This window comes from Halomonas sp. DN3, assembly GCF_024137905.1.
GTDB lineage: Bacteria > Pseudomonadota > Gammaproteobacteria > Pseudomonadales > Halomonadaceae > Halomonas > Halomonas litopenaei.
In genome coordinates this window covers 3,294,244-3,317,480 of sequence record NZ_CP099965.1, presented here as the reverse complement: position 1 = coordinate 3,317,480, position 23,237 = coordinate 3,294,244, and the positions used below count along the sequence as shown (strand labels likewise).

Below are 23,237 nucleotides of genomic sequence, written 5' to 3'. Positions count from 1 at the left end.
CAAGCGAAGAGGTGAAGCGTGACCCTGCTACGACTGGAGCAGTTGCAACTGGCCTATGGCCACCATGTATTGCTCGACGGTGCCGACCTGGTGCTCGAGCGGGGAGAGCGGCTGGCGCTGGTGGGCCGCAATGGCACCGGCAAGTCCACGCTGCTGAGACTGGTGGCGGGCGAGAATCAGGCCGACAGCGGCACCATCTGGCGCGCCCCAGGCCTCAAGATCGGTGTGCTCGAGCAGGACCTGCCGGAGGCCAGCGGCGAGACCATCTTTGATGTGGTGGCCCAGGGCCTGCCCGAGGCCGGCGATCTGCTGTCCGAGTATCACCATCTGGTGCAGTCCGAGGATCCGGACATGAACCGCATGGCCACGCTGCAGACGCGGCTGGAGGCCATCGACGGCTGGTCGTTCCACCAGCGGATCGATGTGGTGCTGACCCGCCTGGGGCTGCCCGAAGACGCCGAGATGTCGTCGCTGTCGGGCGGCTGGCGCCGGCGGGTGGCGCTGGCTCGGGCGCTGGTCGCCGAACCCGATCTGCTGCTGCTCGATGAGCCGACCAACCACCTGGACCTGGACACCATCGCCTGGCTCGAGGAACAGCTTGCCGCCTTTGCCGGCGCGGTGCTGTTCATCACCCACGACCGCGCCTTTCTGTCGCGTCTGGCTACCGGCATCCTCGAGCTGGATCGTGGCAAGCTCGGGCGCTATCCCGGTGACTACGCCACCTACCAGGCCCAGAAGCAGCACGAGCTCGAGGTCGAGGCCCGGGAGAACGCCGAGTTCGACAAGAAACTGGCCCAGGAAGAAGCCTGGATTCGTCAGGGGATCAAGGCCCGACGTACGCGCAACGAAGGACGGGTGAGGGCGCTCGAGCAGTTGCGCCGCGAACGCAGCCAGCGGCGCGAGCGCCAGGGCAATGCTTCGCTGACGGTAGATACCGGCGAACGCAGCGGCAAGCGGGTGGTGGAGCTGTCCCACGTCACCCAGCACTTCGAGGACGCGACGGTCATCCGTGACCTGAATATCGAGATTCAGCGTGGGGATCGTATCGGTCTGATCGGGCGCAATGGCGCCGGCAAGACCACCCTGTTGAAGATCCTGCTGGGCGAGCTCGAGCCGAGTGAAGGCACGGTGCGGCTGGGGACCAAGCTTCAGGTCGCTTACTTCGACCAGCTTCGGGCCGGGCTCGAGCCTGAGCGCACCGTCTACGACAACGTGGCCCAGGGCAGTGATCGGGTCACGGTGGGTGGCAAGGACCGCCACGTGATGAGCTACCTGCAGGACTTTCTGTTCTCGCCGGAGCGTGCGCGTCAGCCGGTCAAGGCACTGTCCGGGGGCGAGTCCAACCGCCTGCTGCTGGCCAAGCTGTTCACCCAGCCGGCCAACGTGCTGGTGCTCGATGAGCCGACCAATGACCTGGACGTCGAGACCCTGGAGCTGCTCGAGGAATTGCTGCTCAACTTCGACGGCACCCTGTTGCTGGTATCACACGACCGCGCCTTCATGGACAACGTGGTGACCAGCGTGCTGGCGTTCGAAGGCAGGGGGCAGGTACGCGAGTACGTCGGTGGCTACAGCGACTGGGTCCGCCAGGGCGGCAAGTTGCCGCCGGCGCCCTGGGAGGGTGCGGCGCGCCAGCGGGTGGAGCCGACCGCGGATGACGCGGCACCGGAGCCGGCATCCAGCAAGACGGATACGGCGGACACGGCCGCAGCGCCAGCCAAGGCCAAGCCGGTCAAGCTATCCTACAAGCTGCAGCGCGAGCTCGATGGCCTTCCGGCGGAGATCGAGCGGCTGGAGTCTGAGGTGGCCGAGCTCGAGGCGGAGGCGGGCAAGCCCGACTTCTACCAGCAGCCATCCGGTGTGGTCACCGAGCGTCTGGCGTTGCTGCAGGAGACTCAGGAACGCCTCGACGCGGTCATGGAGCGCTGGATGGAACTAGAGGCCATGGCCGCCGGCGAGTAGACACGGACGCGCTCTGGCCCCTTTGCGTGGTACCGAGGAGTCGCTCGATAGGCGGAGTCGCTCGATAGGCGCCTTGCGAAAGGTGTCTTGCGGAAAAAGCTCGCCCGTCCACCGCTTGGGTGGACGGGCGAGGGCAAGCTCCCGGGAATGAACGGCGCAGTGGGCGCGATCCGGTTGCCGCGAGGTGCGATCCGGTCAACCGCTGGGGTTACTCTTCGCTTTCCTTGCCGACGCGCACGGCCAGTACGTCGCACTGAGCACCATGGAGCACGCCGGTGGAGGTGGAGCCGAGCAGCAGCGCAAAGCCATGACGGCCGTGGGAGCCGACCACAATCAGGTCGACGTCGTGCTCATCGGCGAAGCGATGGATCTCGGTATCGGGCATGCCGACGACCACGTGCTGGTCGTCTCGCGCCACGTGGGCATCGGCGATCTCGGCCAGGCGCTGCTTGGCATGGTCGTCCAACTGGTCCTGGATGCTGGTCAGGTCCATGGGGATGTCGCCCCCGTAGGCAAAGCCGAGGGGCTCCAGCGTATGCATGATCGACAGCTTCGCGTGGTTGCGATCGGCGATCTGCAGCGCGCGTTCGAGGATCTTGTGGGAGTCCTTGGTGAGGTCCACGGCCACCAGCACATGACGATATTCATTGCTCACGGGACTACGCCTCCAGCGGCGGTCGGTTGAGAAAAGGTCTGTGCTTCCACTCTAGGCCGCCAGTCCCGTCAAAACAATGCTGATGATCAACGATTTTTCTGAGGAAACCGTATGTTGTGGCTGCTGATCCTGGGGGTGGTAGGAATGGTCTTTGCCCCGGCCATGTGGCTGCGGCCCACCGCCCGAGAGCGTCGTCAGGGGTCGCTGCGCCAGGTGGCGATCGAGGCGGGGGCCAGCGTCAAGCTGGAGACGCCACCGCTGCACGGCGAGATCGACAAGATGGCGGCCTATCGCTGGGTCTATCCGAGCCAGCGGCCTGGCCCACGTTTTGTGCTGGTACGCACAGAACGTGCCAGCGAGGCGCTCAAGTCGTTCGACTACGACAATGGCTGGCGCTGGCGGATTCAGCCGCTGGAGCCGTTGCCATCGGTGATCAATGCGCGACTGTCGCGTCTGCTGACCCAGTTGCCCGAGGATGCCTGCGTGATCGAGTCCAGCGACAAGGCCTTGACGCTGTGGTGGGAAGAGTCGCTGGAGGCCGACGCCTTCGGCAGCCTGGCGGCGCCTGCGACGGCGCTACGCGACGCCCTGCAGGGACGTCCGGATCGTCCCGCCGCCAATCTCCCCAACTCGCCGCCCTGATATTGGCCGCTCGACAATGGACGATGGCGATCGACCACCCAGGATCGAACAGGGCTGCGTCAGGCTGGGTATCCGGCCCAGGTGTCAGGGCGGGCTTTGAAGGCGATCTCGGCGAGGCTCTTGCTGGACTCGTCGGGCTCAGGTGTCAGCGCTGGCAATCGTCCGGCGTCAGCAAGGCCTGACCGTTGGCCTCGATGCGGCTGAGCATGTCGCTGAGTCTTTCCTGTTCCTGCTCGTCCAGCCCCTTGAGCATCTCTTCCCTGGCCTGTTGCACGATGGCGTCGATCTTCTCGAGCAGAGGCGTCGCCTGCTTGGTCAGGTGCACGCGTTTGGTGCGGCGATCCTGGTCACAGGGACAGCGCTCGACCAGGCCCTGCTCGCAAAGCTGATCCAGCGTCCTGACCAGCGACGGCGCCTCGACGCCGATGGCCCGCGCCAGGTCGCACTGGGGCTGCCCGTCCGGCATGCGCCACAGGTGATAGAGCGTCACCCACCGCGTCTGGGTCAGTCCCAACGGTGCGAGGCGCTGATCGAGCACCGCACGCCAGATGCGTGGTGCCCGAGACAGTTGAAATCCGATGTTCTCGTTCATAGTGATCAAGATCGCAAGGCTGCAAATGATTTGATTGTCCGAACGCAGCGGCGGTAATGCAAGCCAACTCCCTCCTTTGCTTCGAAACTGCGCCTATTCTTCACTCTTCGGGGGTACAGCCGCTCCCTGGCTGTCGCTCGCTCGCGACTCACGACTCACGCCCTGTCTCACCGTTGTCGTGTTCCCCTTCATCGTCTGCTTGCGACGCTTGCTCCTCCTTGCCCTCGCGATCCCCTTTCTGGTCAGCCGCCGAATCGCTCTCCCTCGTCTCGCCGCTTTGTCCCGTGTCATCTTTCGGCTCAGCCTCCGCATCCTCTTCAGCAGGGGCTGGCTCCTCGTGATTCGGCGGCTCTTGCTGGCGTGCCTTGTCGGATGCCATGTCCGGTGTCTCCTGCTGTCCCTCGGGGCGGGCGGTCAACCAGCGTAGCCTGAGGCCGGGAATGCCCGCCTGGGTATCGATGCTGGCGTCGGCGGTGGTCGCCGCCCCAGGGTCTTCGGCGACCTCGAAGCGCAATACGCCGATACGTTGGCCGCCGGCGGTCATCACATCGATGCGCCAGCTGCCGCTGCTGGCCTCGGGGAAGTTCTGCTTGCGGGTCCAGGCGCGATAGCCCTCGGCGCGTCCGCCGTAGATATTCAGCGCGATGCGGTCGACGAGTTCTCCCTCGTGGCGCCACTCGTGTACCACCTCTTCCTTCAGGCCGCGTGGCGCATGGATCGCGGTGTAGGCATAGAGCCCTCGGGACGACAGCGCCTCCGGTGTCAGCGCCATGGAGCCCTGCGGCGTGCGTGCGGCCTCGTCGAAGGCCGGCGACAGGGCGCTGCCGGACAACCACAGGGTCGCCGGCGGCACCCACACCCGGCCCAGCCAGGCGACCCCGGCCAATAGCGGCAGCAGCGCGAACATCGCCAGCCAGCGGGCGGGACTCATGGGGCGCAGCAGATGCAACAGACTCGGCAGGCTGAATACCACCATGGCCACGGCGGCCGCCAGCATGCTCTGACCGGTACTCAGGTGCAGGACCAACGGCAGGGTCACCAGCACCACCAGGAACACGCACTGGGCGTGGAACACGAAGTAGAGCCAGCGCTTGCGTTCGGCCAGTCGGTAGTAGAGCGGATCAACGATGGACAGCACCGCCATGCCAAGCATGAACAGGGTGAACAGCGCCTGACCGCTGCTCCACACCGTGGTGGCGACAAGAAAGGGTAGGGCGAAGAACAGCGTCTCCTGGTGGATCATCTGGGCGATGAAGGTGGTCACGCCACGGGGCAGGGCAGGATAGCCGCGCCGCACCATCAGGCGTCCGATCAGGCTCTCCGACAGCAGCAGGGTCCAGGCCAGCAGCATGCCCCCGGCCAGCAGCACGCCGAGCCACTGCTGGCGCTCGACCAGAAAGAAGCTGGCGACACCGGCAGCGAAGGCCAGCGGTGGCCACAGCCAGTGCCAGGGCCGCAGACGCGCTACCCAGGTCTCGATGAATCGCTGCGTCGCGTTGAGGGTGGTGCGCTGAGGGGGCGAGGAGGGCATGGCGTGGTCCGCGGCGGCTGGGAGGGGCATGCTATCAGTATGCTTAAACGCTGGTGAAGCGCCGCTGCATGCTTCAACGCCTCGCAAGCCCTCTAAGGTATTGGTAGGGGTTGACGGAAGTGAATCTTTGCACCAAGCTGGCGAAATCAAACGGGCGTATGAATGTCGCCTGGCCCATCGCTTGTCGGGCCCTTTCCGGATGACACGGCATGACTTCAGTGGAGATGCGTGGATGATCTATCAAGGCAATGCCATTTCGGTGGCTCGCAATGGCGACGATATCGCCACTCTGACCTTCGACTTGAAGGATGAATCGGTCAACAAGCTCTCTGGCGCGGTGATCAAGGAGCTGGGCGAAGCGCTGGACGCGGTACGCGGCGAGAGCGGCGTCAAGGGCCTGATGCTGAAAAGTGCCAAGGACGCCTTTATCGTCGGTGCCGACATCACCGAGTTTCACGCCATGTTCGGCAAGGACGAGGCGGAGATCCAGGGCATGCTCGAGCAGGTCCACGGCATCTTCAATGGCCTCGAGGACCTGCCCTTCCCGACGGTCAGCGCGATCAACGGCCTGGCCCTCGGTGGCGGCTGTGAGGTGGTGCTGTCCACCGACTTCCGCGTGATGACGCCTGACGCCAAGATCGGACTGCCCGAGACCAAGCTCGGTATCGTCCCCGGCTGGGGCGGCTGCGTACGTCTGCCCAGGGTGATCGGCGCCGACAACGCTATCGAGTGGATCGCCGGCGGCACCGAGAACCGTGCCGACGCCTGCCTCAAGGTCGGCGCCGTGGATGCGGTGGTGCCCGCCGATGACCTCGAGGCAGCGGCGCTCGACATGCTGGCGCGAGCCAACGCCGGCGAACTCGACTTCAAGGCCCGGCGCGAGGAAAAGAACAGCGCGCTGAACCTCAATCCGGTCGAGCAGATGATGGTGTTCGAGACCTCCAAGGGATATGTCGCCGGCAAGGCCGGGCCGCACTATCCGGCGCCGGTGGAAGCCATCAAGGTGATCCAGAAGGGCGCCGGTGAAGGTCGTGCGCGGGCACAGGCGATCGAGGCCAAGGCCTTCTGCAAGATGGCCAAGACCGACGTCTGCTACAACCTGGTCGGGCTGTTCCTCAACGACCAGGTGGTCAAGAAGAAGGGCGGCAAGTACGCCAGCAAGGCGCAACCGGTGCGCCAGGCGGCGGTGCTCGGTGCCGGCATCATGGGCGGCGGTATCGCCTACCAGAGCGCCTCCAAGGGCACCCCGATCCTGATGAAGGATATCAAGGAAGACGCCATCGAGCTGGGCCTCAAGGAGGCGCGCAAGCTGTTCGGCAAGCAGGCCTCCCGCGGCAAGCTGTCCGTCGAAGGCGTGGCCGAGAAGCTCGCCAACATTCGTCCGACGCTGTCCTACGGTGATTTCGACAATGTCGATCTGGTGGTCGAGGCGGTGGTCGAGAACCCCAAGGTCAAGGGTGCGGTGCTCAGCGAGGTCGAGCAGCAGGTAGGCGACAACACCATCCTGGCGTCCAACACCTCGACCATCTCGATCACCCGGCTGGCCGAGAACCTGAAGCGTCCCGAGAACTTCTGCGGCATGCACTTCTTCAACCCGGTGCACCGCATGCCGCTGGTCGAGGTCATCCGTGGCGAGAAGACCAGTGACGCTGCCGTGGCCGCCACCGTGGCCTACGCCAAGGCCATGGGCAAGACGCCGATCGTGGTCAACGACTGCCCGGGCTTCCTGGTCAATCGCGTGCTGTTCCCCTATTTCGGCGGTTTCAGCCTGCTGGTCGAGAAGGGTGCCGACTATCAGCGCGTCGACAAGGTGATGGAGAAGTTCGGCTGGCCGATGGGCCCGGCCTATCTGCTCGACGTGGTCGGCATGGATACCGCGGTGCACGCCAACGAGGTGATGGCCGAAGGCTTCCCCGACCGCATGGCGCGTGACGCCAAGACCGCCATTCAGGTGATGTTCGACAACGATCGCCTGGGGCAGAAGAACGCCAAGGGCTTCTACGCCTACGAAGAGGATCGCAAGGGCAAGCCCAGGAAGGTCAGCGACGAGGCCGCCATCGAGCTGGTCAAGCAGGTGGTCAGCGAGAACCGCGAGTTCTCCGACGAAGAGATCATCGCGCGGATGATGGTGCCGCTGTGCATGGAGACCGTGCGCTGTCTCGAAGATGACATCGTCGGCACCCCGGCCGAGGCCGACATGGCGCTGATCTACGGCATTGGCTTCCCTCCCTTCCGAGGTGGTGCACTGCGCTATATCGATGCCATGGGTGTGGCCGAATTCGTCGCCCTGGCCGACAGCCTGGCCGAGGAGCTCGGGCCGCTTTATGCGCCCACCGATGGCCTGCGTGAGATGGCCAACAGTGGCAAGACCTTCTACGCCGACGCCAAGTGACCCCACCAGACAGGAGAAGACAGATGAGCTTGAACCCGAGAGATGTGGTGGTGGTCGATGGTGCCCGTACCGCCATGGCCAAGGCCAAGAACGGTGGCTTCCGCCACGTGCGTGCCGAGAACCTGTCGGCGGCGGTGATGAATGCGCTGCTCGAGCGCAACGCCGCCGTTGATCCTGGCGAGGTGGATGACGTTATCTGGGGCTGCGTCAACCAGACCCTGGAGCAGGGCTTCAACGTCGCACGCAACGCCCAGATCATGACCGCCATGCCGCGCAGCGTGCCGGCCCAGACGGTCAACCGCCTGTGCGGCTCGTCGATGAGCGCACTGCACATCGCCACCGCCAACATCAAGGCCGGCATGGGTGACGTCTATCTGGTCGGTGGCGTCGAGCATATGGAGCACATCCCGCTGACCCACGGCATCGACGTCAACCCCAGCGCCAGCAAGCACGCCGCCAAGGCGGCGATGATGATGGGCATGACCGCCGAATTGCTGGGCAAGCTGCACAGCATCTCCCGCGAGCAGCAGGACAGCTTCGGCGTACGCTCCCACCAGCGTGCCTACGAGGCCCAGCAGAGCGGCGCCTTTGACCGCGAGATCATCGGAGTGGAAGGCCATGACGCCGACGGTCGCCGGATTCTGGTCAAGCGTGACGAGGTGATTCGTCCCGAGGCCAGCCTGGACAGCATGGCGGGCCTCAAGCCGGTGTTCGATCCGCGTGGCGGCACCGTTACCGCCGGCACCTCCTCGGCACTGTCGGTGGGCGCCAGTGGCATGCTGGTGATGAGCTACGAACGCGCCCAGGCCCTTGGTCTTTCGCCGATTGCCCGGGTGCTGTCCACCGGAGTGTCCGGCTGCGACGCCTCGATCATGGGCTATGGCCCGGTACCGGCGTCCCAGAAGGCGCTCAAGGCGGCGGGACTGAGCATCGATGACATCGACACGGTGGAGCTCAACGAAGCCTTTGCCGCCCAGGCGCTGCCGGTGCTCAAGGACCTGGGGCTGCTCGACGTGATGGACGAGAAGGTCAACCTGCACGGCGGCGCCATCGCCCTGGGTCACCCGCTGGGCTGCTCCGGCACCCGTATCAGCAACAGCCTGCTGAACGTTATGCGGCGCCAGGACACCCGCCTGGGTCTCGCCACCATGTGTATCGGCATGGGGCAGGGCGTGGCGACCGTGTTCGAACGCCTCGACTGATCACCAGCGCGATCGACAGGTGGTGTCGACAGACACCACGGCTGGCCCAGTAGCGCCCGGTGGCGGTCACTGCCAGACCTTGAAGCGCCGACATCCCCTGGGATGTCGGCGCTTTTGTGTGGGCGCCATCCCCAACGGCAAGGGGCTCGCACTACACAAGAATGCTAAAGAATTCCCGCATCAAGTCCCGCCGCCAGGGTCATGGCGAGCTCCTCCACCTGGTCGGTGAAGTCGTCCTGCCATTCACCCCGCAGCACCAGTGGCGCCTGGACCCATTTCCAGCGCAGACCGGTGACGATGCCTTCCACCGCCCGCTGCGTGCCGGTGCCGTCGTGACCCGCGCGGATGTACAGCACGCAGGGCAGCCCCTGGGTGTGTTCCAGCACGGGGTAATAGCTACGATCGAAGAAGTCCTTGAGGGCACCGCTCATGTAGCCGAGGTTCTCGGTGGTGCCAAGCAGGATGGCGTCCGCTTTCCTGACATCCTCGGGGCCAGCATCGAGCGGCCCCAGTACCTGAACGTCCACGCCGTCAATGTCCGGATGGCGGGCGCCACGCTCGGCCGCTTCCCTTAGTGCCAGGGTGTTGGGCGAAGGTGCATGGGCGACGATCAGCAGACGTTTCATGCAGGGCTCCGGCAAGGCTGGTGCGAGGATGGTGGCTAGAGCGGCGAGCGACGGTTCGGTGCCTCTATCTTCCGGCTGCCCCCCTTGAAGCCATGGGGGATCATCATCATGTCAAAGACATGCGGGTTTGACAGCCCGGGGCGACTCGTCAAGGCTGGACATGGCTGCCGCGGTGAAATATCGCCTAGCGGTTGCATGAAAATCACGCAGACGCCCTTTGCAGATTGTGAACCATTTCGATCCAGGGAGGATATCACCATGCCCTTTGCGCTTTCTTCGCTAAGAGTGACCAGCACCGCCTTCGACAATGACGGCGCCATCCCCGCACGGCACTCCCAGGAGGCAGAAGACCTGTCTCCGGCGCTGGCCTGGGACGGCCTGCCCGAGGGTACCAAGTCGGTGGCGGTCATCTGTCACGATCCCGACGCGCCGCTGGTCCAGAAGGGATGCTACGGCTTTGTTCACTGGGTGCTCTACAACCTGCCGGCGTCTCTCTCCTCGCTGGAGGAGGCCACCGAGGAAGGCACCCGAGGAATCAACGACGCCGGCAACCTCGGTTTCAATGGTCCGATGCCGCCGGAAGGGCATGGCGTGCACCGCTACTACTTCTGGGTACTGGCGCTGGACACCGAGACGAACCTGCCGGAGGGCCTCGGCATGAATGAACTGCTGTCCGAGGTCGAGCCGCACCTGCTCGGCATGAATCGGCTGGTGGGGAGCTATCAGCGCGACGCCTGAGGCGCTTCGGCCACCATCAGAACATGACGTACTGAAGCCCGTTTTTAACGGGCTTCTCGTTCAAGGATGACGCCCATGTACGAATGGATTTCTGCCCACAAGGACGTATTGCAGACGCTGGCCAGCGTCGGCTCCTTCATGATCTGGCTGATCTACGCGCAGCTTCTGTACTTTGGCTTTCGCCGCCAGCGTCGACCCCGGCTGATCATCAATCGCGGCAAGCGAAAGAATCTGGATGCGCTGTGTGTGATCAGCAACATGAGCGCCGAGCCCATCTACTTGCAACATATCATGATGACGCTGGAGACCTCGGAAGGTGACTGGACGCTGGATGTCAGTGACCACGAGGCGGATCTTGACGATGATGAAGACCAGCAGGAAGCGGGCCACAACGCCAGTCATTGTACCCACCAGGGTCCGCTGGACAGCGGTGGCTTCGTTCATATCGGTTCGTTCAATGCCTTGAAGGAACGTATTACCACCATCGCCGACATCGATGAGTCGCGGGATGGGCTGGTATTCAAGGCCGTCTGTGTACGGGTGATCGGCACCTACTGTTCGGAGAACCTGCCGATCGGTGCCGAGCGGCGTTTCGTGTTTCACCAGAGCGAGGATTCCTGCACCCTGGTGCCCGAAACCTGGGACACTCTGCAGTTCAGTACACGCCGCCAGCGGCGGGCCCTGAAGGCCGATATCAAGCGCATTCACGAGCGCCAGGCCCAAGGCGAAGGGGAAAAGGCGGAAAAGGAAGATAGGGAGCAATAGGAAGACAGCGCCTGACAAGGCTCTCCTTCCATTGGACGACTGGCAATCCGGCGGGGGGCGGAGTACCGTCTTCGCTTTTCCCACCTGCGAGAGTGTCATGAGCGACCTGCCCCCCTGTCCCGCCTGTGAGTCCCCGTACGGCTACGAGGATGGCCATTCCCTGGTCTGTCCCGAGTGCGGCCACGAATGGTCGTTGAACGCCGAGCCCGATGAGGGCGGTGACGAGGTGCGCGACGCCCACGGCAATGTGCTGAGCGACGGCGACAGCGTCACCGTGATCAAGGATCTGAAGGTCAAGGGCTCTTCCTCGGTGGTCAAGGTCGGCACCAAGGTGAAGAACATCCGCCTGGTCGATGGTGACCACGACATCGACTGCAAGATCGATGGCATCGGTGCCATGAAGCTCAAGTCGATGTACGTCAAGAAGGCCTGAATGCGGCCCGTGAGGCGTCATGTAAGGGCAAACGCCAGCGCTTGGAAAGCGCTGGCGTTTTTTTATGCTCGACTTGCGTTGGTTGCCCTGACGCGACCTGTGCTCAGGTGAGGCTTGCCCCCACAAACAGCGTCACCGCGGTGACGCCCAGGGTCATCAGGATATAAGGCAGCGCCCACTTGACGAAGCGCTCGTAGGGTATCTTGGCAAGCGCCAGTCCGGCGACCAGATGGGCGGCGGTGGGGGCGAACATGTTGATCCAGCCGCTGGCGGACTGGAAGGCGGTGACCACCAGTTCGCGATCCACGCCCGAGAAGTCGGCCAGTGGCGCCATCAGCGGCATGGACACCGTGGCCAGCCCCGAGGTCGATGGGATGAAGAAGCTCAGCACGATGTGGACCACGTAGGCCACCACCACGAACAGTCCCGAGGACAGGCCGGCTACCGCGCCTTCGGCCCAATTGAGGATGGTGTCGATGATCACGCCGTTGTCCATCACCACATAGATGCCGCGTGCCACGGCCACCACCAGGGCCACGCCGATCAGGTCCTTGGCACCATCGAGGAAGGTCTCGATGAAGTCGGATTCGGACTGTCGATTGATCAGGGCGATCAGGATGGCAGCGCTCAGGAACAGGGTGGAGAGTTCATCGAACCACCACCACAGGGTCGGAAAAGCCGTGATGCCCATGTCTTCCCAGGGCACGACGCCGTAGACCATGATCCCGAAGGTCATGAAAAACACCGTCATGGTCAGCTTGTGGCGCAGGGTGAACGCCTGGGTCGAGGCGGCCTCCTTGGCCTGAGGGTCGGCTGTCAGCTGCAGGTCCGCCAGCACCGAGCGCTGCGGGTCGCGCTTGATCCGCGCGGCGTAGCGCATCACGAACCAGATAGCCAGTGACACCAGGATCACGAACTGCGCCAGCCGGAGGGTGATACCGGCGCCGATCGGCAGGCCGGCGAAGCCCGAGGCGATGCCGGTGGCGAAGGGGTTGACGGTGGAGGCCAGCACACCGGTGCCGGAGCCGAGCAGGATGATGCCTGCGGCCACCATGCGGTCGTAGCCGGCGGCGGTGATCACCGGCAGGATGATGGCCCAGAAGGCGACCGTTTCCTCGGCCATGCCGTAGGTGGACCCGCCGAGGGCAAACAGCACCATCAGTACGGGAATCAGGTACTGCTCGCGCCCGCCAAAGCGCTCGACCACCGCGCCGATCCCGGCATCCAGGGCGCCCGAGCGCATCGTCACCGCCAGAAAGCCGCCGATGACCAGCACGAACAGGGCAACGTCCACGGCCTTGTGGAATCCCTGGATCGGTGCCACCAGCACATCCAAAGGCCCCTGGGGGGAACTTTCCAGCACCTGGTAGGTGCCGGGAATCGGCAACAGGCGGCCGTCACCCTGATAGTCGAGCACGTCGCTGGCAGCAATGACCTGATCGCTGCCTTCCACATGGTAGTCGTACTTGCCGGCGGGCATGACCCAGGTCAGCACCGCCACCAGCGCGGTGATCACAAAGAGCAGGGTATAGACCGTGGGCATGCGCAGGCCGGAGCGCCGTTTGGAGGAGGTCACTTGCGTTTCCATCTCGGTTTCCTCGTTTCAGAAGGTCATGGTGTAGGCTCTTTTGTTGTCGGTGTGATCAGGGACAGACGGCCCTTGTGTGACCGCCTGCCTTCGAGTCTACGGGCCTCGACAGTCTGTCGGGACTTGGGTCGGCACAATGCTTGATCCGCTGCAAGGACGGCGACGATGCGGCGAGATGAGAGGTAAATTTGCTGGCCTGGCTCAAGAAACGAGACGACGCCAATGTTTCACCACACGCGGTCTCGCTGCACGACGAGACACGCGCAGGGTTGTCGTGTGCAGGGCAATAGGAAGTGGCGCTGGGGTCGGCTGAAAGGGCGGCTGGGAGGGCGGCTGACAGGGCGGCTGGAATGACGGCCGGGAGGCCGACTGAGCGAGCGGCCGGCCCTGCCGTAAATGAGGGCCTTGGGTCGGGTGATATGGCCAGGGGCCCGTTGTGGCGGCCCCTGGCGAGTTCATCCATAGCCCAGAGATCAGCCTTCGAAGTTCCAGGTCAGGCGGGCGTTGATGCGACCCTCGCGGCTATCGGTCTCGAGGTCACGATCGCCGATGGGCTCGGCGTACTCCAGGGTGAGGCCGTACAGACGTCCTTTGCCCAGACTGACGCCGGCCGCCGCCGAAGCCAGGTGGCTATCCGCGTCGCGCTCCTGAAACTCGGTGCGGGCGCCATCCAGCACCAGGTAGGGCTCGACGCGGGAAAGCCAGGCGCTATTCACAGGCTGCAGATAGCGTAGTTCCAGCGCCCCGGCGAAACCGTAGTCGCCCTCCGCCTGGCCGGCGTCATAGCCGCGCCCGAAGCGTTGGCCACCGTAGTTGCCGCGCTCGGGTTCCGGCAGCGCATCGTCGGAATAGAAACCGTTGGCGCTGGCGGTAATGCGCCAGTGATCGCCATACAGGCGTCTGTACTGGGCGTCCAGCTGCCAGCGGGTGAAGTGCAGATCACCGTTGTCGGCAAGCGGTGTACCGTTGAGCCGGCGCTGCTGCTCGTTGGCCCCCAGATCCATGCCCTGGCGCAGGGCCAGCGAGGCCAGCCAGAACTGCCGGCCACGCTGGGTGCGATAGTTCAGGTCCAGATCGGCGGCTGAATACTCGGACTCCTCGACCAGTTGGTTGAGAGTCTGTTCCTCGAAGCTGAGTGATGTGGTCTTGGTCTCGTCGTGATGACGCAAGGCGCCGCCCAGGGTCAGGCTCGAGGAGCGTGACAGCAGCAAGGGGTAGGACAGCCCCAGGCGATAGCGTCTACGGTCGGTATCCTGATCCTGGCGCAGATCGAAGCGCTGTCCGTCGAGCAGGTAGATCAGATTCTCCTCGTCCTCACCGTCATAGCTGTCGGCGGAGGCGGTCAGGGTCAGGCCGTCGTTGCCGATATCGGTACGATAGTCCAGCGCGTAGAGCTCGTTGTCGTTGTCGATGGGCCACAGCCAGGAGAAGCCCAGGCTGTCGCCCCAGGTAGTCAGGCTCTGGGTCGAGACCCGGTTGATGAAGACGGCGTCCTGCTCATCGCCACCGCTGAGGTTGCCCGAATAGTCAAAATGATCGATGCGACGCTCTTCGACACGCAGGGTGGTGGCGCCGCCGGGGGTGCGCGGCACCGGTGCCTTCAGGGTCAGGCTGGCACCGGGAATTCGCTCGATCAGCCCGCTGACACGCTCAAAGGTGCTGCGCGTCAGAGGGCGTTCTTCCAGCAATGGCTGGACCAGTTTCTCCACCCGGCCCGCCACGGGGTCATCGTCCACCACGATCTCGGTACGGGCGATATGCCCCTCCACCAGAACGATGCGCACGTTGCCGTCACGAAAGTTGTTGGTTGGCAGGTAGGCGAAGGACAGCGGATAGCCGCCGTCCTGGTAGGCGTCGGTGATCGCCTGGACTTCGGCCTCGATGGCCTCTCGGCTCACGCTCTGCCCGATCATGGCCTGAAGTCCCTGACTCAGTTCGGCCAGATCCAGCACGCTGTCGCCGATAAAGCGCACGTGACGCACGGTGACGCGGGCAGGGATGCCGGCGCTGGCGTCGCTGGGCAGGTCAACCTCGGTTTCTACGCTGCGCTGTTGTGGCGCCAGCCGGCGATTTTCGATGATGTCGTCGACGGTCTCCAGCGTCTGCTGGGCCTGGAGGGGTGACACGGCCAACAGGCTGCCGGCGGCCATCACCAGGGGAAGGGGACTGTATCTCGAACGTGGCGGGGAAGGTGGCTTGGTGTGGGGCGTTGGATGCGGCGTAGTGCTTGGCATAGGCTTCCTTGTGGATCCCTGGACGAGGCCTGTCAGGGAGCCTCGAATATTGTTATGAGCAGCGTCTGGACTGGTGTTGAGCATGATTCCAAGATGAGGCCCGATACCCGCGGGGGTATCGGGCCTGCGTTTACCATGCTGGAGCGGGCAAGATTAGTTCTTGCCCAGAAGGCCTCCTACCAGTCCACCGACGATGCCCTTGTCGCTGCTGGCGTCATCACCGCTGTCCTGGTTGCCGCCCAGATCTCCGGTGAGCTTGTCGGTCACGCCACCGACGGTGTCCAGGGTGCCGCCGACCAGACCGCCGCTATTGCCACCGCTGCTATCGTCACCGCCGAGGCTGCTGGTCAGGCTGTCGGAGACCCCGGACACCAGACCGCCGCCGCTTTCGCTACCGCCCAGGCTGCTGGTCAGGCTATCGGAGACCCCGGACACCAGGCCGCCGCCACTTTCGCTACCGCCAAGGCTGCTGGTCAGGCTGTCGGAGACCCCGGACACCAGGCCGCCGCCGTTATCGCCACCGCCGAGGGTGCTGGTCAGGGTATCGGAGACTCCAGAGACCAGGCCGCTGCCACTGTCACCACCGAGCGAGTTGCCGAGCCCGGCGGTCAATCCACCGTCGCCGCCCAGCGTATCGTTGAGTCCGGCGATGAGGTTGCTGTCACCACCAAGCTGGTCGCCAAGCCCTGCCTCGAGTCCGCCCCCGAGGCCGCCTTGCTGGCTTCCTCCGAGGTCCGAGAGTAGGGCCCCTTCGCCCAGTAGCCCGGCCGATTCCAGCTGACTGAGTCCCTGGCCGTCGAGACGCGAAAGCAGTCGAGCTTCATCACCGCCCAACAGTCTGCCGGTGTTGGCGGCGATGCCTCCGACACCGCTGACAGCCGCACCCAGGCCAGTGGCGAGGTCATTGCCCTGCCCCAGGCGACCACCCAGTCCATCTACCGCTACGCCGGCCTGGATCAGCACGCTGCCTACCTCGGGGCCGACCACCAGGGCCTGGCTGAGCTGGGTAACACCGCTATCTGTCTGGATGACAACGGGGCGCAATACCGCCGACACTTCGCGGGTCAGGCCACCAAGGTGCGAGCCGTCGTCGTTGAAGTTCAGTGTCAGCACGTTGCCGGCCTGGGTCACGCCGCCACCAAGGGCCGCAACGCTGCTGCCGAGCTGGGTGATGGCGCCGCTGCGGTTGTCGAGCTGCATGACCAGGGGGAGCTGGTTCAGGTTGCCGACGGTGGCGCCGAGGCTGGATACCACCTCTCCGGTTTCGGAGACCGCTACACCGCCGCCGGCCAAGGTGGTTCCCACAGCGTTGGGGTTATTCGAGAAGTTGCCCAGACCATTGTCGAGTCCGTTGCTGAGCCCGGATACGGCTTGGCCGCCATTGCTGATGACATTGCCCAGTCCGTCGGTGACAAACTCGCCGCGTCCTCCCAGGCTTTGCTGCGAGATGCCATCTCCCAGGGCGGTGACCGCGTCTCCAGCACCGACGCCGGTCTGTCCTGCGCTGGCGACGGTGCGCTCCAGGTCGGTGCGGCCGTCGTCAGGTGCACTGGTATCGCCATCGAGCAGTCCGCCGAGGCCGCCGCCTGAGCCATTGTCGCCTTCACCGCCGCCGAGCAGCTCGCCGGTCGCGATGACGATATTACCGCTGCCGGTCACGCTATCGCCGGCGCCGCCAAGCAGAGAGTAGCGTTCACCGATGCGCTGACCGAGGTCGGCCAGGGTGCCACCGGTGCGTAGCAGCAGGTTGCCGGCCTGGGCCGGCAACACCAGCGCTTGACCGACGCGTGTGACCTTGCCGTCGGTGCCCAGCAGCACAGGACGAAGGGCAACACCAAGCTTGGTAGTGGTGGCCCCGAGCACCTCGCTGGAATCCTCGAAATTGACGCTGAGTGCGTCGCCTGCGCGCTCCACCTTGCCGCCGAGCCCATTGACGGTGGTACCGAGCTTGGTCACCAGGCCTGTTCGGGCGTCGAGTTCCATCACCACGGGCAGTTCGCCCAGGCCGGCAACGGTGTCTCCTGTCGCCGAAACTGCCTGTCCAAGCTCGCCGACACCGTTGGTCACGCCAGCGGCAGTGGTGCCCAGATAGTTGTCATTGGTGCTGAGGCTGCCGGCACCATCGCGTACGCCGCTCGAGATGTCGCCGACCGCATCGCCCGTTTCGGAGACGATCGTACCTGCAGGCTCGGTGACGCTGGCCAGCTGAGGGACGGCGCTTTGCTGGGAGATGCCGTTACCGATATCGGTAAGCGTGGTGTCGACACCGTCGCTTGTATCGGCGGTCGCCAGGAATACGCCTTCCAGCGATGAGCGGGCAATGCCATCGCCGCCGTCACCATCGCCTCCATCGCCGCCGGAGCCGTCACCACCGGAGCCGTCACCACCGGAACCATCACCACCGGAGCCATCACCATCGCCTCCATCGCCACCGGAGCCGTCACCACCGGAGCCATCACCACCGGAGCCATCACCACCGGAGCCGTCACCACCGGAGCCATCACCACCGGAGCCATCGTCGCCACCGCTGGTAATCGGGTCCTGGCTGTTACTGGCCAGGGTGCGAGAGTTGCTGGAATCACCAGAGCAGGCGGTCAGGGTCGCCATCGCGCTGGCGAGAGCAATAACGAGTAGTTTTCGTTGCAAAGTCATCGGTTTATACCTCACCTAGTCCGGATGTAATGGTTATCTTGGTGGAAAGGTAATAAAGCCTGTATGGGCTTTCTAAAACTCTTGTAGTTGAATATTTAGCGTAGATGCATCTTTGCGCATGGTTCCTTTTTATTAGCTTTTTATGGGTTTTAATTGGTGTTTAAGTGTTATCAAACGTAATGAAAAGTGTTATGAAGTGATTGTGCTGAAGATTGTTTTGAAAAGGGCAGGGCGCTCGGGCGTACACTGAACAAGCACCGTGCTAGGCTCATGTAGCAGCGAGGAGAGGTGATGATGAGCCCTTGGCGTTTTGCAGTAATGTTGGTCGCAGGAGCCATGGTTGTCGTGGTGCTGGCGGCCTGTGACGGAGATTCAACAGTAAGTCAGCCTTCGGAGCCGAGCGGTGAGCGAGATGTTGCGTCCGGTTCTGTCGAAAGGGTGACGTCCCGAGCTGATGAACCTGAACCTGAACCGACGACGGTAGCGGCGCTGGACGAGCCGGTGACGGTATCGCTGGATATCCGGCTGGCGTCGGATCGGCGAATGCACGTGGCGGCCACGACCAACTTGCCGGAAGGCACTAAAGTCCAGCTTCGGGTGGTGCGCGAGGCCAGCAACGTGCGTTGGCAGTCACGCACCGAAGTGCGTGAGGGCAGTGTGACAGCCGGGCCCTACGGTCCCGGTAGCGGGTTGCCCGATGGCTACTATCGTATCGAGCTGGTCACCGCGCCTGCTGACGTGCAGCCCGCCGAGGTCAAGGCGCGGATCGGGCCGAGCGGCGAGCACCTTGATGGGCCACTGGTGGCCACGTCTGAGCATGGACTGGGCAAGATCATCAAGGCTAGCCAGCGGTTTCTGGTAGGGCAGGAAGTGCGACGAACGCTGGACGATGTCGAAGTGCAGCAGAGTCCCTGAATCAACCCTTGAAATCAGCCCTTGATAAGTGTCGTTCAGACGCGAACGCAGCAGGAAGTTGTTACAGACCTCCCGTGGAAGTCGCTTTTGGAAACGTGTTCTTGAGAAGTGTTCCTGGAAAAGATCTTGGGGCAACGTTCTTGAGAAGAGTTCCTGGAAAAGACCGAGAAGAGTTCTGGAGAAGTGTTCCAGAAAAGCGTCCCAGAAAAGCGTCCTGGAAGATGGCTGGAAGCGAGCGTCATGCGTCGAACGCGCCTGGGCGCCATCGCCGACTTATAAGTAAAAGGGATAAACAGTGCAAGGGATAAGAAGCGCAAGGGATAAGAAGGGCAAGTGATAAGAAGGGCAAGTGATAAGAAGCGCAAGGCACAGAGAGCGGTGGCGACAAGACAGCCGGGCAGGGCTGAGGCGGCAAGGGACGGTAAGGCCGGAGTGACCGACCTGCCCCGTCGGGCTCGCCCTCGGGGCTTGGGCGCCTGGTTGGGTGATCTGAGTAGGCGAGAGATGAAACGTCAGGCCCGGCCGACTGCTTTTGGTTTCATCTCTGCTTTTCGTCTCACCTCAGGTCGCTGATTCGCTACGCCATAGCGCTACCACCTTGGCCTTGAGGCGCATGCCGCTGTGGTAAGGCGTGGTGGTGGTCTGGCCCTGGCGCTGAAAGGTCAGTTGCCCGTTGTTGTCCTGGGCGACTCGGCGCAGGTACAGGGTATCTTCCTCCGCCACAAGATAGAGTCCCGGCTGCCGGAATATCTCGGTCGGAGCCACGGCGGCCAGATCCAGCGGTCCCAGAAAATCGAAGTGCTCATCCGGCGCTGGCGTCACCAGGTGGCAGTCACCGTCCCAACGCTGCTCCGGGATCAGCTCCAGTGGCAGATCGATCCCCTTGTGGGCGACTTCCTGCCAGGGCAGCGGCAGGGTCGATCTCAGGTAGAGGGGAGATGGTCGGCTCGGTTCTCCTTCCAGCAGGTGTGCCAGGGGGCAGTTAAGGGCCTGTGACAGCGCCACCAGGCGTTCATGCCCGATCTGCTTGATGGTGCCGGACTCCCAGTAGGAAATGGTGACGTCAGAGACCCCGACCTGGCGAGCCAGCGCCGCCTTGTTCAAGCCGGCTGCCAACCTCAAAGATTTGATGCGCGGACCCAGCGCGTCCATGGAACCTTCCTGTCGACACATAAAGAGAATTTAGAATACTCATTCATAAGCACCTCTTGTGCAATATCAGGCGTCAACGATATTCGACGGTTCCTATGCCGCACTACCAGGTGATCGGCTCGTTGGCCCAGTCGAAGAAGCCGCCGCTGTCGTCGGGGCCACGCTGCTGCACCATGGTCATCAGTCGGTCGGCGACAAAGTTGGCGGTGAACAGCTTGTGCTCAGGGACTCGGGCCTGAAAGGGGCGTGACAGCAAGCTGTCGGTGGTACCCGGGTGGAAGCTCAGCACGCAGGACCGGGGGTTCAATCGCTTGAGTTCGATGGCAGCGGTTTTCATCAGCATGTTATGGGCGGCCTTGCTGGCGCGGTAGGCGTACCAGCCGCCCAGGCCGTTATCGCCGATCGAGCCGACCCGTGCCGACAGGCTGACCACGGTGGTGGGATGGGAGCCCTTGAGGTGGGGAAGCAGCGTCTGGAGCATCAAGGCCGGCGTGGCGGCGTTGACCTGAAAAAGGGTCGTCAGGGCGGCTTCGTCGAGGTCCTCCAGGCGTTTCTCGGGCCGAATGTTGCTTGCCTCGTCGTGCAACAGGCCAATGGCGTTGACCACAAGGTGAAGAGGAACGGCTTGGCCAGCAGGGCCGTGAAGGGCTCGACCCAGGTCAGCTCGGCCCTGTGCAGTGGTGACATCGCCTTCGATCGCTTCCAGGCGAGAAGAGGAGGCCCGAAAGGAGGTTCGGCTGACAACGGTCGCCTGCCCCAGCCGTGGGTCGGCGAGCAGTCGATCGACGACGGCGCGACCTATGCCTCCATTGCCGCCGATGACGAGGGCGCGATAGCCGTCGGGAAGTCTGTCCATGTCGCTCTCCTGGCCTGGGTGGGGTGGCAACCTGTTCGAGCCCTGCACGGGGTGACGATTTCAGAGTTTCGCGAATCCCGCCGGGTCCTGCGCAATTGCTTCGTCGGTGCGTATAATGCGCCCACGCCGCCAGCTTGGCTTCAACGACTTCAGGATGCAGGACGTTATGACTGTTCGCACGCGTATCGCCCCGTCGCCCACCGGGGACCCCCACGTAGGAACCGCCTACATTGCCTTGTTCAACCTGTGCTTTGCTCGACAGCATGGGGGAGAGTTCATCCTTCGCATCGAGGACACCGATCGTGTTCGTTCCACCGCCGAGTCGGAGCAGATGATCCTCGATTCGTTGCGTTGGTTGGGGCTTGAATGGGACGAAGGGCCCGATGTCGGCGGCCCGCATGGTCCGTATCGTCAGAGCGAGCGAGGAGACATCTATGCCGAGCACGCCCAGCGATTGATCGATGCCGGCCATGCCTTCAAGTGTTACCGCACCAGCGAGGAGCTCGACGAGCTGCGAGAGGCGCGCAAGGCCCAGGGGCTGCACCTTGCGCTGAAGCCGGCCGATCTGGCGCTCGATCCCGACGAACAGGCCCGTCGCGAGCAAGAGGGCATGCCCTATGTGGTGCGCATGCAGGTGCCGGAAAGCGGCCCCTGCGTCGTTCAGGACATGCTACGTGGCGCCATCGAGGTGGACTGGGCCCAGGTGGATGCGCAGATCCTGCTCAAGTCCGACGGCATGCCGACCTATCACCTGGCCAATGTGGTGGATGATCACCTGATGGGGATCACCCACGTGCTGCGTGGCGAGGAGTGGATCAATTCGGCGCCCAAGCACCAGTTGCTGTATGAGTACTTTGGCTGGGACATGCCTGAGCTGTGCCATATGCCGCTGCTGCGCAATCCCGACAAGTCCAAGCTGTCCAAGCGCAAGAACCCTACCTCGATCAACTATTATCGGCGTATGGGATTCCTGCCCCAGGCGGTAACCAACTATCTCGGACGCATGGGCTGGTCCATGCCGGACGAACGAGAGAAGTTCTCCCTCGCCGAGATGATGGAAAACTTCGACATTCAGCGGGTATCGCTGGGTGGCCCGGTGTTCGATCTCGAGAAGCTGACCTGGCTCAACGGTGTCTACCTGCGCGAGGACCTGGACGACCGTGCCTTTCTCCAGGCCTTGATGACCTGGGCCTTCAATGAAGACTATGTGGCGCAGATCCTGCCCCAGGTGCGCACGCGGGTCGATACCTTGTCCGACGTGGCGCCTCTGGCGGGGCACTTCTTCTCCGGGCTGCCCGCCATCAGCGAAGCAAGCTTCGACGGGATCAACCTGGAGCGTGAAGATCTCGTCAAGCTGCTGCAGTTCCTGGTCTGGCGGCTCGAAGGTGTGTCCAGCTGGAACAAGGACGCGCTGCTGGCCGAGATCAAGCTGTTGGGCAGCCACTTCGATCTGAAGATGAAGGTACTGCTGGCACCGGTCTTTATCGCCATCACCGGCTCTTCGTCGAGCACCTCGGTGATGGACGCCATGGCGATTCTTGGCTCCGACATGACCCGCGCCCGCCTGCGTCACGCCATTGGCGTGCTGGGTGGCGTCTCCAAGAAGCAGGCCAAGCGCTTCGAGAAGGAATATCGCGAGTTGCCGGCGGAATAGTGACAAGTGATGGCGGTGGGGGAGAGGCGTTATTGCGAGCCCCCATCGCCATGGCGCTTGATACGTTCAGCTCCCCCGCGCCCGCCTGCGTCACGCCATCGGCGTGCTGGGTGGCGTCTCCAAGAAGCAGGCCAAGCGCTTCGAGAAGGCGCCGCGAGCTTCCCTTAGAAATAGCCGCGAGCTTCCCGGAGAAAAAGCGAGAGCTGCTCAGGCACATTGGCGAGTGATGGCAGTGGGGGAGGCTTGATTGCCTCGATTGCCATGAGGTCTTCGCAATGGCCGGGGCGCCGAAAAATTTTGGCGCTTCCGGGGTTGACCAAATCTTATGATATCCGTAAGATACGTCTCGTCTTCACGAGATGGGGCCTTAGCTCAGCTGGGAGAGCGCGACACTGGCAGTGTCGAGGTCAGCGGTTCGATCCCGCTAGGCTCCACCAATCTCGTTTCAGGCTGCGTCCCATTCGTCTAGTGGTCCAGGACACCGCCCTTTCACGGCGGGAACAGGGGTTCGAACCCCCTATGGGACGCCACTTCATGTGCGTGACGTCTGCTCCGCATGGATTCATGCTTTCGCATGAATCGTTGTGAACTCCGTGGTCTCTCCTCTTGTTATCACCATTCGCTTTGTGAGCTCTTCGTGATTTGCAC

Annotated in this window: 18 protein-coding genes and 2 tRNA genes; 11 read left to right on the top strand and 9 right to left on the bottom strand. The window is 63.5% G+C overall.

What is annotated here, in order from left to right:
• Nucleotides 1-18: 18 nt before the first annotated feature.
• Nucleotides 19-1,962: an ATP-binding cassette domain-containing protein gene (locus NKF27_RS14400; protein ID WP_253552575.1), complete on the top strand. Its 1,944-nt coding sequence runs from the start codon at nt 19-21 to the stop codon at nt 1,960-1,962.
• 208 nt (nt 1,963-2,170) lie between these two features.
• Here NKF27_RS14400 and NKF27_RS14395 read toward each other — a convergent pair whose 3' ends face one another.
• A complete protein-coding gene (locus NKF27_RS14395; protein ID WP_045992968.1) occupies nt 2,171-2,617 on the bottom strand; it encodes a universal stress protein in 447 nt (148 codons plus the stop codon).
• Nucleotides 2,618-2,728: 111 nt separating this feature from the next.
• On the opposite strand from NKF27_RS14395, the gene NKF27_RS14390 reads away from it, so the two are divergent.
• A complete protein-coding gene (locus tag NKF27_RS14390) occupies nt 2,729-3,259 on the top strand; it encodes a preprotein translocase subunit YajC (protein WP_253552573.1) in 531 nt (176 codons plus the stop codon).
• A gap of 145 nt (nt 3,260-3,404) precedes the next feature.
• Here NKF27_RS14390 and slyA read toward each other — a convergent pair whose 3' ends face one another.
• Both slyA and NKF27_RS14380 read right to left on the bottom strand, forming a co-directional pair.
• The gene (slyA, locus tag NKF27_RS14385) at nt 3,405-3,851 is read right to left on the bottom strand and encodes a transcriptional regulator SlyA (protein ID WP_045992966.1); all 447 of its coding nucleotides are present in this window, start codon (nt 3,849-3,851) and stop codon (nt 3,405-3,407) included.
• A 148-nt stretch (nt 3,852-3,999) separates the two neighbouring features.
• Nucleotides 4,000-5,382 carry a DUF5924 family protein gene (locus NKF27_RS14380; RefSeq protein WP_367399240.1) on the bottom strand — a complete coding sequence of 461 codons (1,383 nt, stop codon included), beginning with the start codon at nt 5,380-5,382 and terminating at the stop codon, nt 4,000-4,002.
• 232 nt (nt 5,383-5,614) lie between these two features.
• Here NKF27_RS14380 and fadB point away from each other — a divergent pair, with 232 nt between their 5' ends.
• Both fadB and fadA read left to right on the top strand, forming a co-directional pair.
• Nucleotides 5,615-7,774, top strand: a complete 2,160-nt coding sequence (gene fadB, locus NKF27_RS14375) for a fatty acid oxidation complex subunit alpha FadB (protein ID WP_253552571.1) — start codon at nt 5,615-5,617, stop codon at nt 7,772-7,774.
• Nucleotides 7,775-7,797: 23 nt separating this feature from the next.
• Nucleotides 7,798-8,976, top strand: coding sequence for an acetyl-CoA C-acyltransferase FadA (fadA, locus tag NKF27_RS14370; protein WP_045992964.1), 1,179 nt, complete (start codon nt 7,798-7,800; stop codon nt 8,974-8,976).
• A 164-nt stretch (nt 8,977-9,140) separates the two neighbouring features.
• Here the strand turns inward: fadA and NKF27_RS14365 are convergent, their stop codons facing one another.
• The gene (locus NKF27_RS14365; RefSeq protein ID WP_253552569.1) at nt 9,141-9,602 is read right to left on the bottom strand and encodes a flavodoxin family protein; all 462 of its coding nucleotides are present in this window, start codon (nt 9,600-9,602) and stop codon (nt 9,141-9,143) included.
• A 258-nt stretch (nt 9,603-9,860) separates the two neighbouring features.
• On the opposite strand from NKF27_RS14365, the gene NKF27_RS14360 reads away from it, so the two are divergent.
• The 3 genes from NKF27_RS14360 (at nt 9,861) to NKF27_RS14350 (ending at nt 11,538) form a co-directional block, all read left to right on the top strand.
• Entirely contained in the window at nt 9,861-10,340 is a 480-nt protein-coding gene (locus NKF27_RS14360) for a YbhB/YbcL family Raf kinase inhibitor-like protein (protein ID WP_108133225.1), read from the top strand.
• A 75-nt stretch (nt 10,341-10,415) separates the two neighbouring features.
• Complete coding sequence (locus NKF27_RS14355) at nt 10,416-11,105, top strand: hypothetical protein (RefSeq protein ID WP_222517151.1); 690 nt, start codon at nt 10,416-10,418, stop codon at nt 11,103-11,105.
• Between the two features lie 97 nt (nt 11,106-11,202).
• The gene (locus NKF27_RS14350) at nt 11,203-11,538 is read left to right on the top strand and encodes a zinc ribbon domain-containing protein YjdM (protein ID WP_253552567.1); all 336 of its coding nucleotides are present in this window, start codon (nt 11,203-11,205) and stop codon (nt 11,536-11,538) included.
• A gap of 103 nt (nt 11,539-11,641) precedes the next feature.
• Here the strand turns inward: NKF27_RS14350 and NKF27_RS14345 are convergent, their stop codons facing one another.
• The 3 genes from NKF27_RS14345 to NKF27_RS14335 all read right to left on the bottom strand — a co-directional run bounded on the left by NKF27_RS14345 (nt 11,642) and on the right by NKF27_RS14335 (nt 18,012).
• Nucleotides 11,642-13,126 carry a YfcC family protein gene (locus tag NKF27_RS14345; protein ID WP_253552565.1) on the bottom strand — a complete coding sequence of 495 codons (1,485 nt, stop codon included), beginning with the start codon at nt 13,124-13,126 and terminating at the stop codon, nt 11,642-11,644.
• Nucleotides 13,127-13,599: 473 nt separating this feature from the next.
• Nucleotides 13,600-15,252, bottom strand: a complete 1,653-nt coding sequence (locus tag NKF27_RS14340) for a ShlB/FhaC/HecB family hemolysin secretion/activation protein (protein WP_253552563.1) — start codon at nt 15,250-15,252, stop codon at nt 13,600-13,602.
• A 261-nt stretch (nt 15,253-15,513) separates the two neighbouring features.
• Complete coding sequence (locus tag NKF27_RS14335) at nt 15,514-18,012, bottom strand: collagen-like triple helix repeat-containing protein (RefSeq protein ID WP_253552562.1); 2,499 nt, start codon at nt 18,010-18,012, stop codon at nt 15,514-15,516.
• Between the two features lie 438 nt (nt 18,013-18,450).
• Between NKF27_RS14335 and NKF27_RS14330 the strand changes: the two genes are divergently transcribed.
• A complete protein-coding gene (locus NKF27_RS14330) occupies nt 18,451-18,927 on the top strand; it encodes a hypothetical protein (RefSeq protein ID WP_253552560.1) in 477 nt (158 codons plus the stop codon).
• A gap of 561 nt (nt 18,928-19,488) precedes the next feature.
• Here the strand turns inward: NKF27_RS14330 and NKF27_RS14325 are convergent.
• Both NKF27_RS14325 and NKF27_RS14320 read right to left on the bottom strand, forming a co-directional pair.
• Nucleotides 19,489-20,079, bottom strand: a complete 591-nt coding sequence (locus NKF27_RS14325) for a helix-turn-helix domain-containing protein (protein WP_253552558.1) — start codon at nt 20,077-20,079, stop codon at nt 19,489-19,491.
• A gap of 103 nt (nt 20,080-20,182) precedes the next feature.
• Nucleotides 20,183-20,935: an SDR family NAD(P)-dependent oxidoreductase gene (locus NKF27_RS14320; protein WP_253552556.1), complete on the bottom strand. Its 753-nt coding sequence runs from the start codon at nt 20,933-20,935 to the stop codon at nt 20,183-20,185.
• A 166-nt stretch (nt 20,936-21,101) separates the two neighbouring features.
• Here NKF27_RS14320 and gltX point away from each other — a divergent pair, with 166 nt between their 5' ends.
• The 3 genes from gltX (at nt 21,102) to NKF27_RS14305 (ending at nt 23,119) form a co-directional block, all read left to right on the top strand.
• A complete protein-coding gene (gltX, locus tag NKF27_RS14315; RefSeq protein WP_045992955.1) occupies nt 21,102-22,589 on the top strand; it encodes a glutamate--tRNA ligase in 1,488 nt (495 codons plus the stop codon).
• 361 nt (nt 22,590-22,950) lie between these two features.
• Nucleotides 22,951-23,026 (top strand) — tRNA-Ala (locus tag NKF27_RS14310).
• A gap of 17 nt (nt 23,027-23,043) precedes the next feature.
• Nucleotides 23,044-23,119: transfer RNA gene (locus NKF27_RS14305), tRNA-Glu, on the top strand.
• Nucleotides 23,120-23,237 lie beyond the last annotated feature (118 nt).

Coding starts and splice junctions, on each gene's coding strand:
- NKF27_RS14325 (WP_253552558.1), bottom strand. CDS start 20,079: ATGGACGCGCTGGGTCCGCGCATCAAATCTTTGAGGTTGGCAGCCGGC.
- NKF27_RS14335 (WP_253552562.1), bottom strand. CDS start 18,012: ATGACTTTGCAACGAAAACTACTCGTTATTGCTCTCGCCAGCGCGATG.
- NKF27_RS14350 (WP_253552567.1), top strand. CDS start 11,203: ATGAGCGACCTGCCCCCCTGTCCCGCCTGTGAGTCCCCGTACGGCTAC.
- fadA (WP_045992964.1), top strand. CDS start 7,798: ATGAGCTTGAACCCGAGAGATGTGGTGGTGGTCGATGGTGCCCGTACC.
- gltX (WP_045992955.1), top strand. CDS start 21,102: ATGACTGTTCGCACGCGTATCGCCCCGTCGCCCACCGGGGACCCCCAC.
- NKF27_RS14390 (WP_253552573.1), top strand. CDS start 2,729: ATGTTGTGGCTGCTGATCCTGGGGGTGGTAGGAATGGTCTTTGCCCCG.
- NKF27_RS14380 (WP_367399240.1), bottom strand. CDS start 5,382: ATGCCCTCCTCGCCCCCTCAGCGCACCACCCTCAACGCGACGCAGCGA.
- slyA (WP_045992966.1), bottom strand. CDS start 3,851: ATGAACGAGAACATCGGATTTCAACTGTCTCGGGCACCACGCATCTGG.
- NKF27_RS14360 (WP_108133225.1), top strand. CDS start 9,861: ATGCCCTTTGCGCTTTCTTCGCTAAGAGTGACCAGCACCGCCTTCGAC.
- NKF27_RS14365 (WP_253552569.1), bottom strand. CDS start 9,602: ATGAAACGTCTGCTGATCGTCGCCCATGCACCTTCGCCCAACACCCTG.
- NKF27_RS14355 (WP_222517151.1), top strand. CDS start 10,416: ATGTACGAATGGATTTCTGCCCACAAGGACGTATTGCAGACGCTGGCC.
- NKF27_RS14345 (WP_253552565.1), bottom strand. CDS start 13,126: ATGGAAACGCAAGTGACCTCCTCCAAACGGCGCTCCGGCCTGCGCATG.
- fadB (WP_253552571.1), top strand. CDS start 5,615: ATGATCTATCAAGGCAATGCCATTTCGGTGGCTCGCAATGGCGACGAT.
- NKF27_RS14320 (WP_253552556.1), bottom strand. CDS start 20,935: ATGGACAGACTTCCCGACGGCTATCGCGCCCTCGTCATCGGCGGCAAT.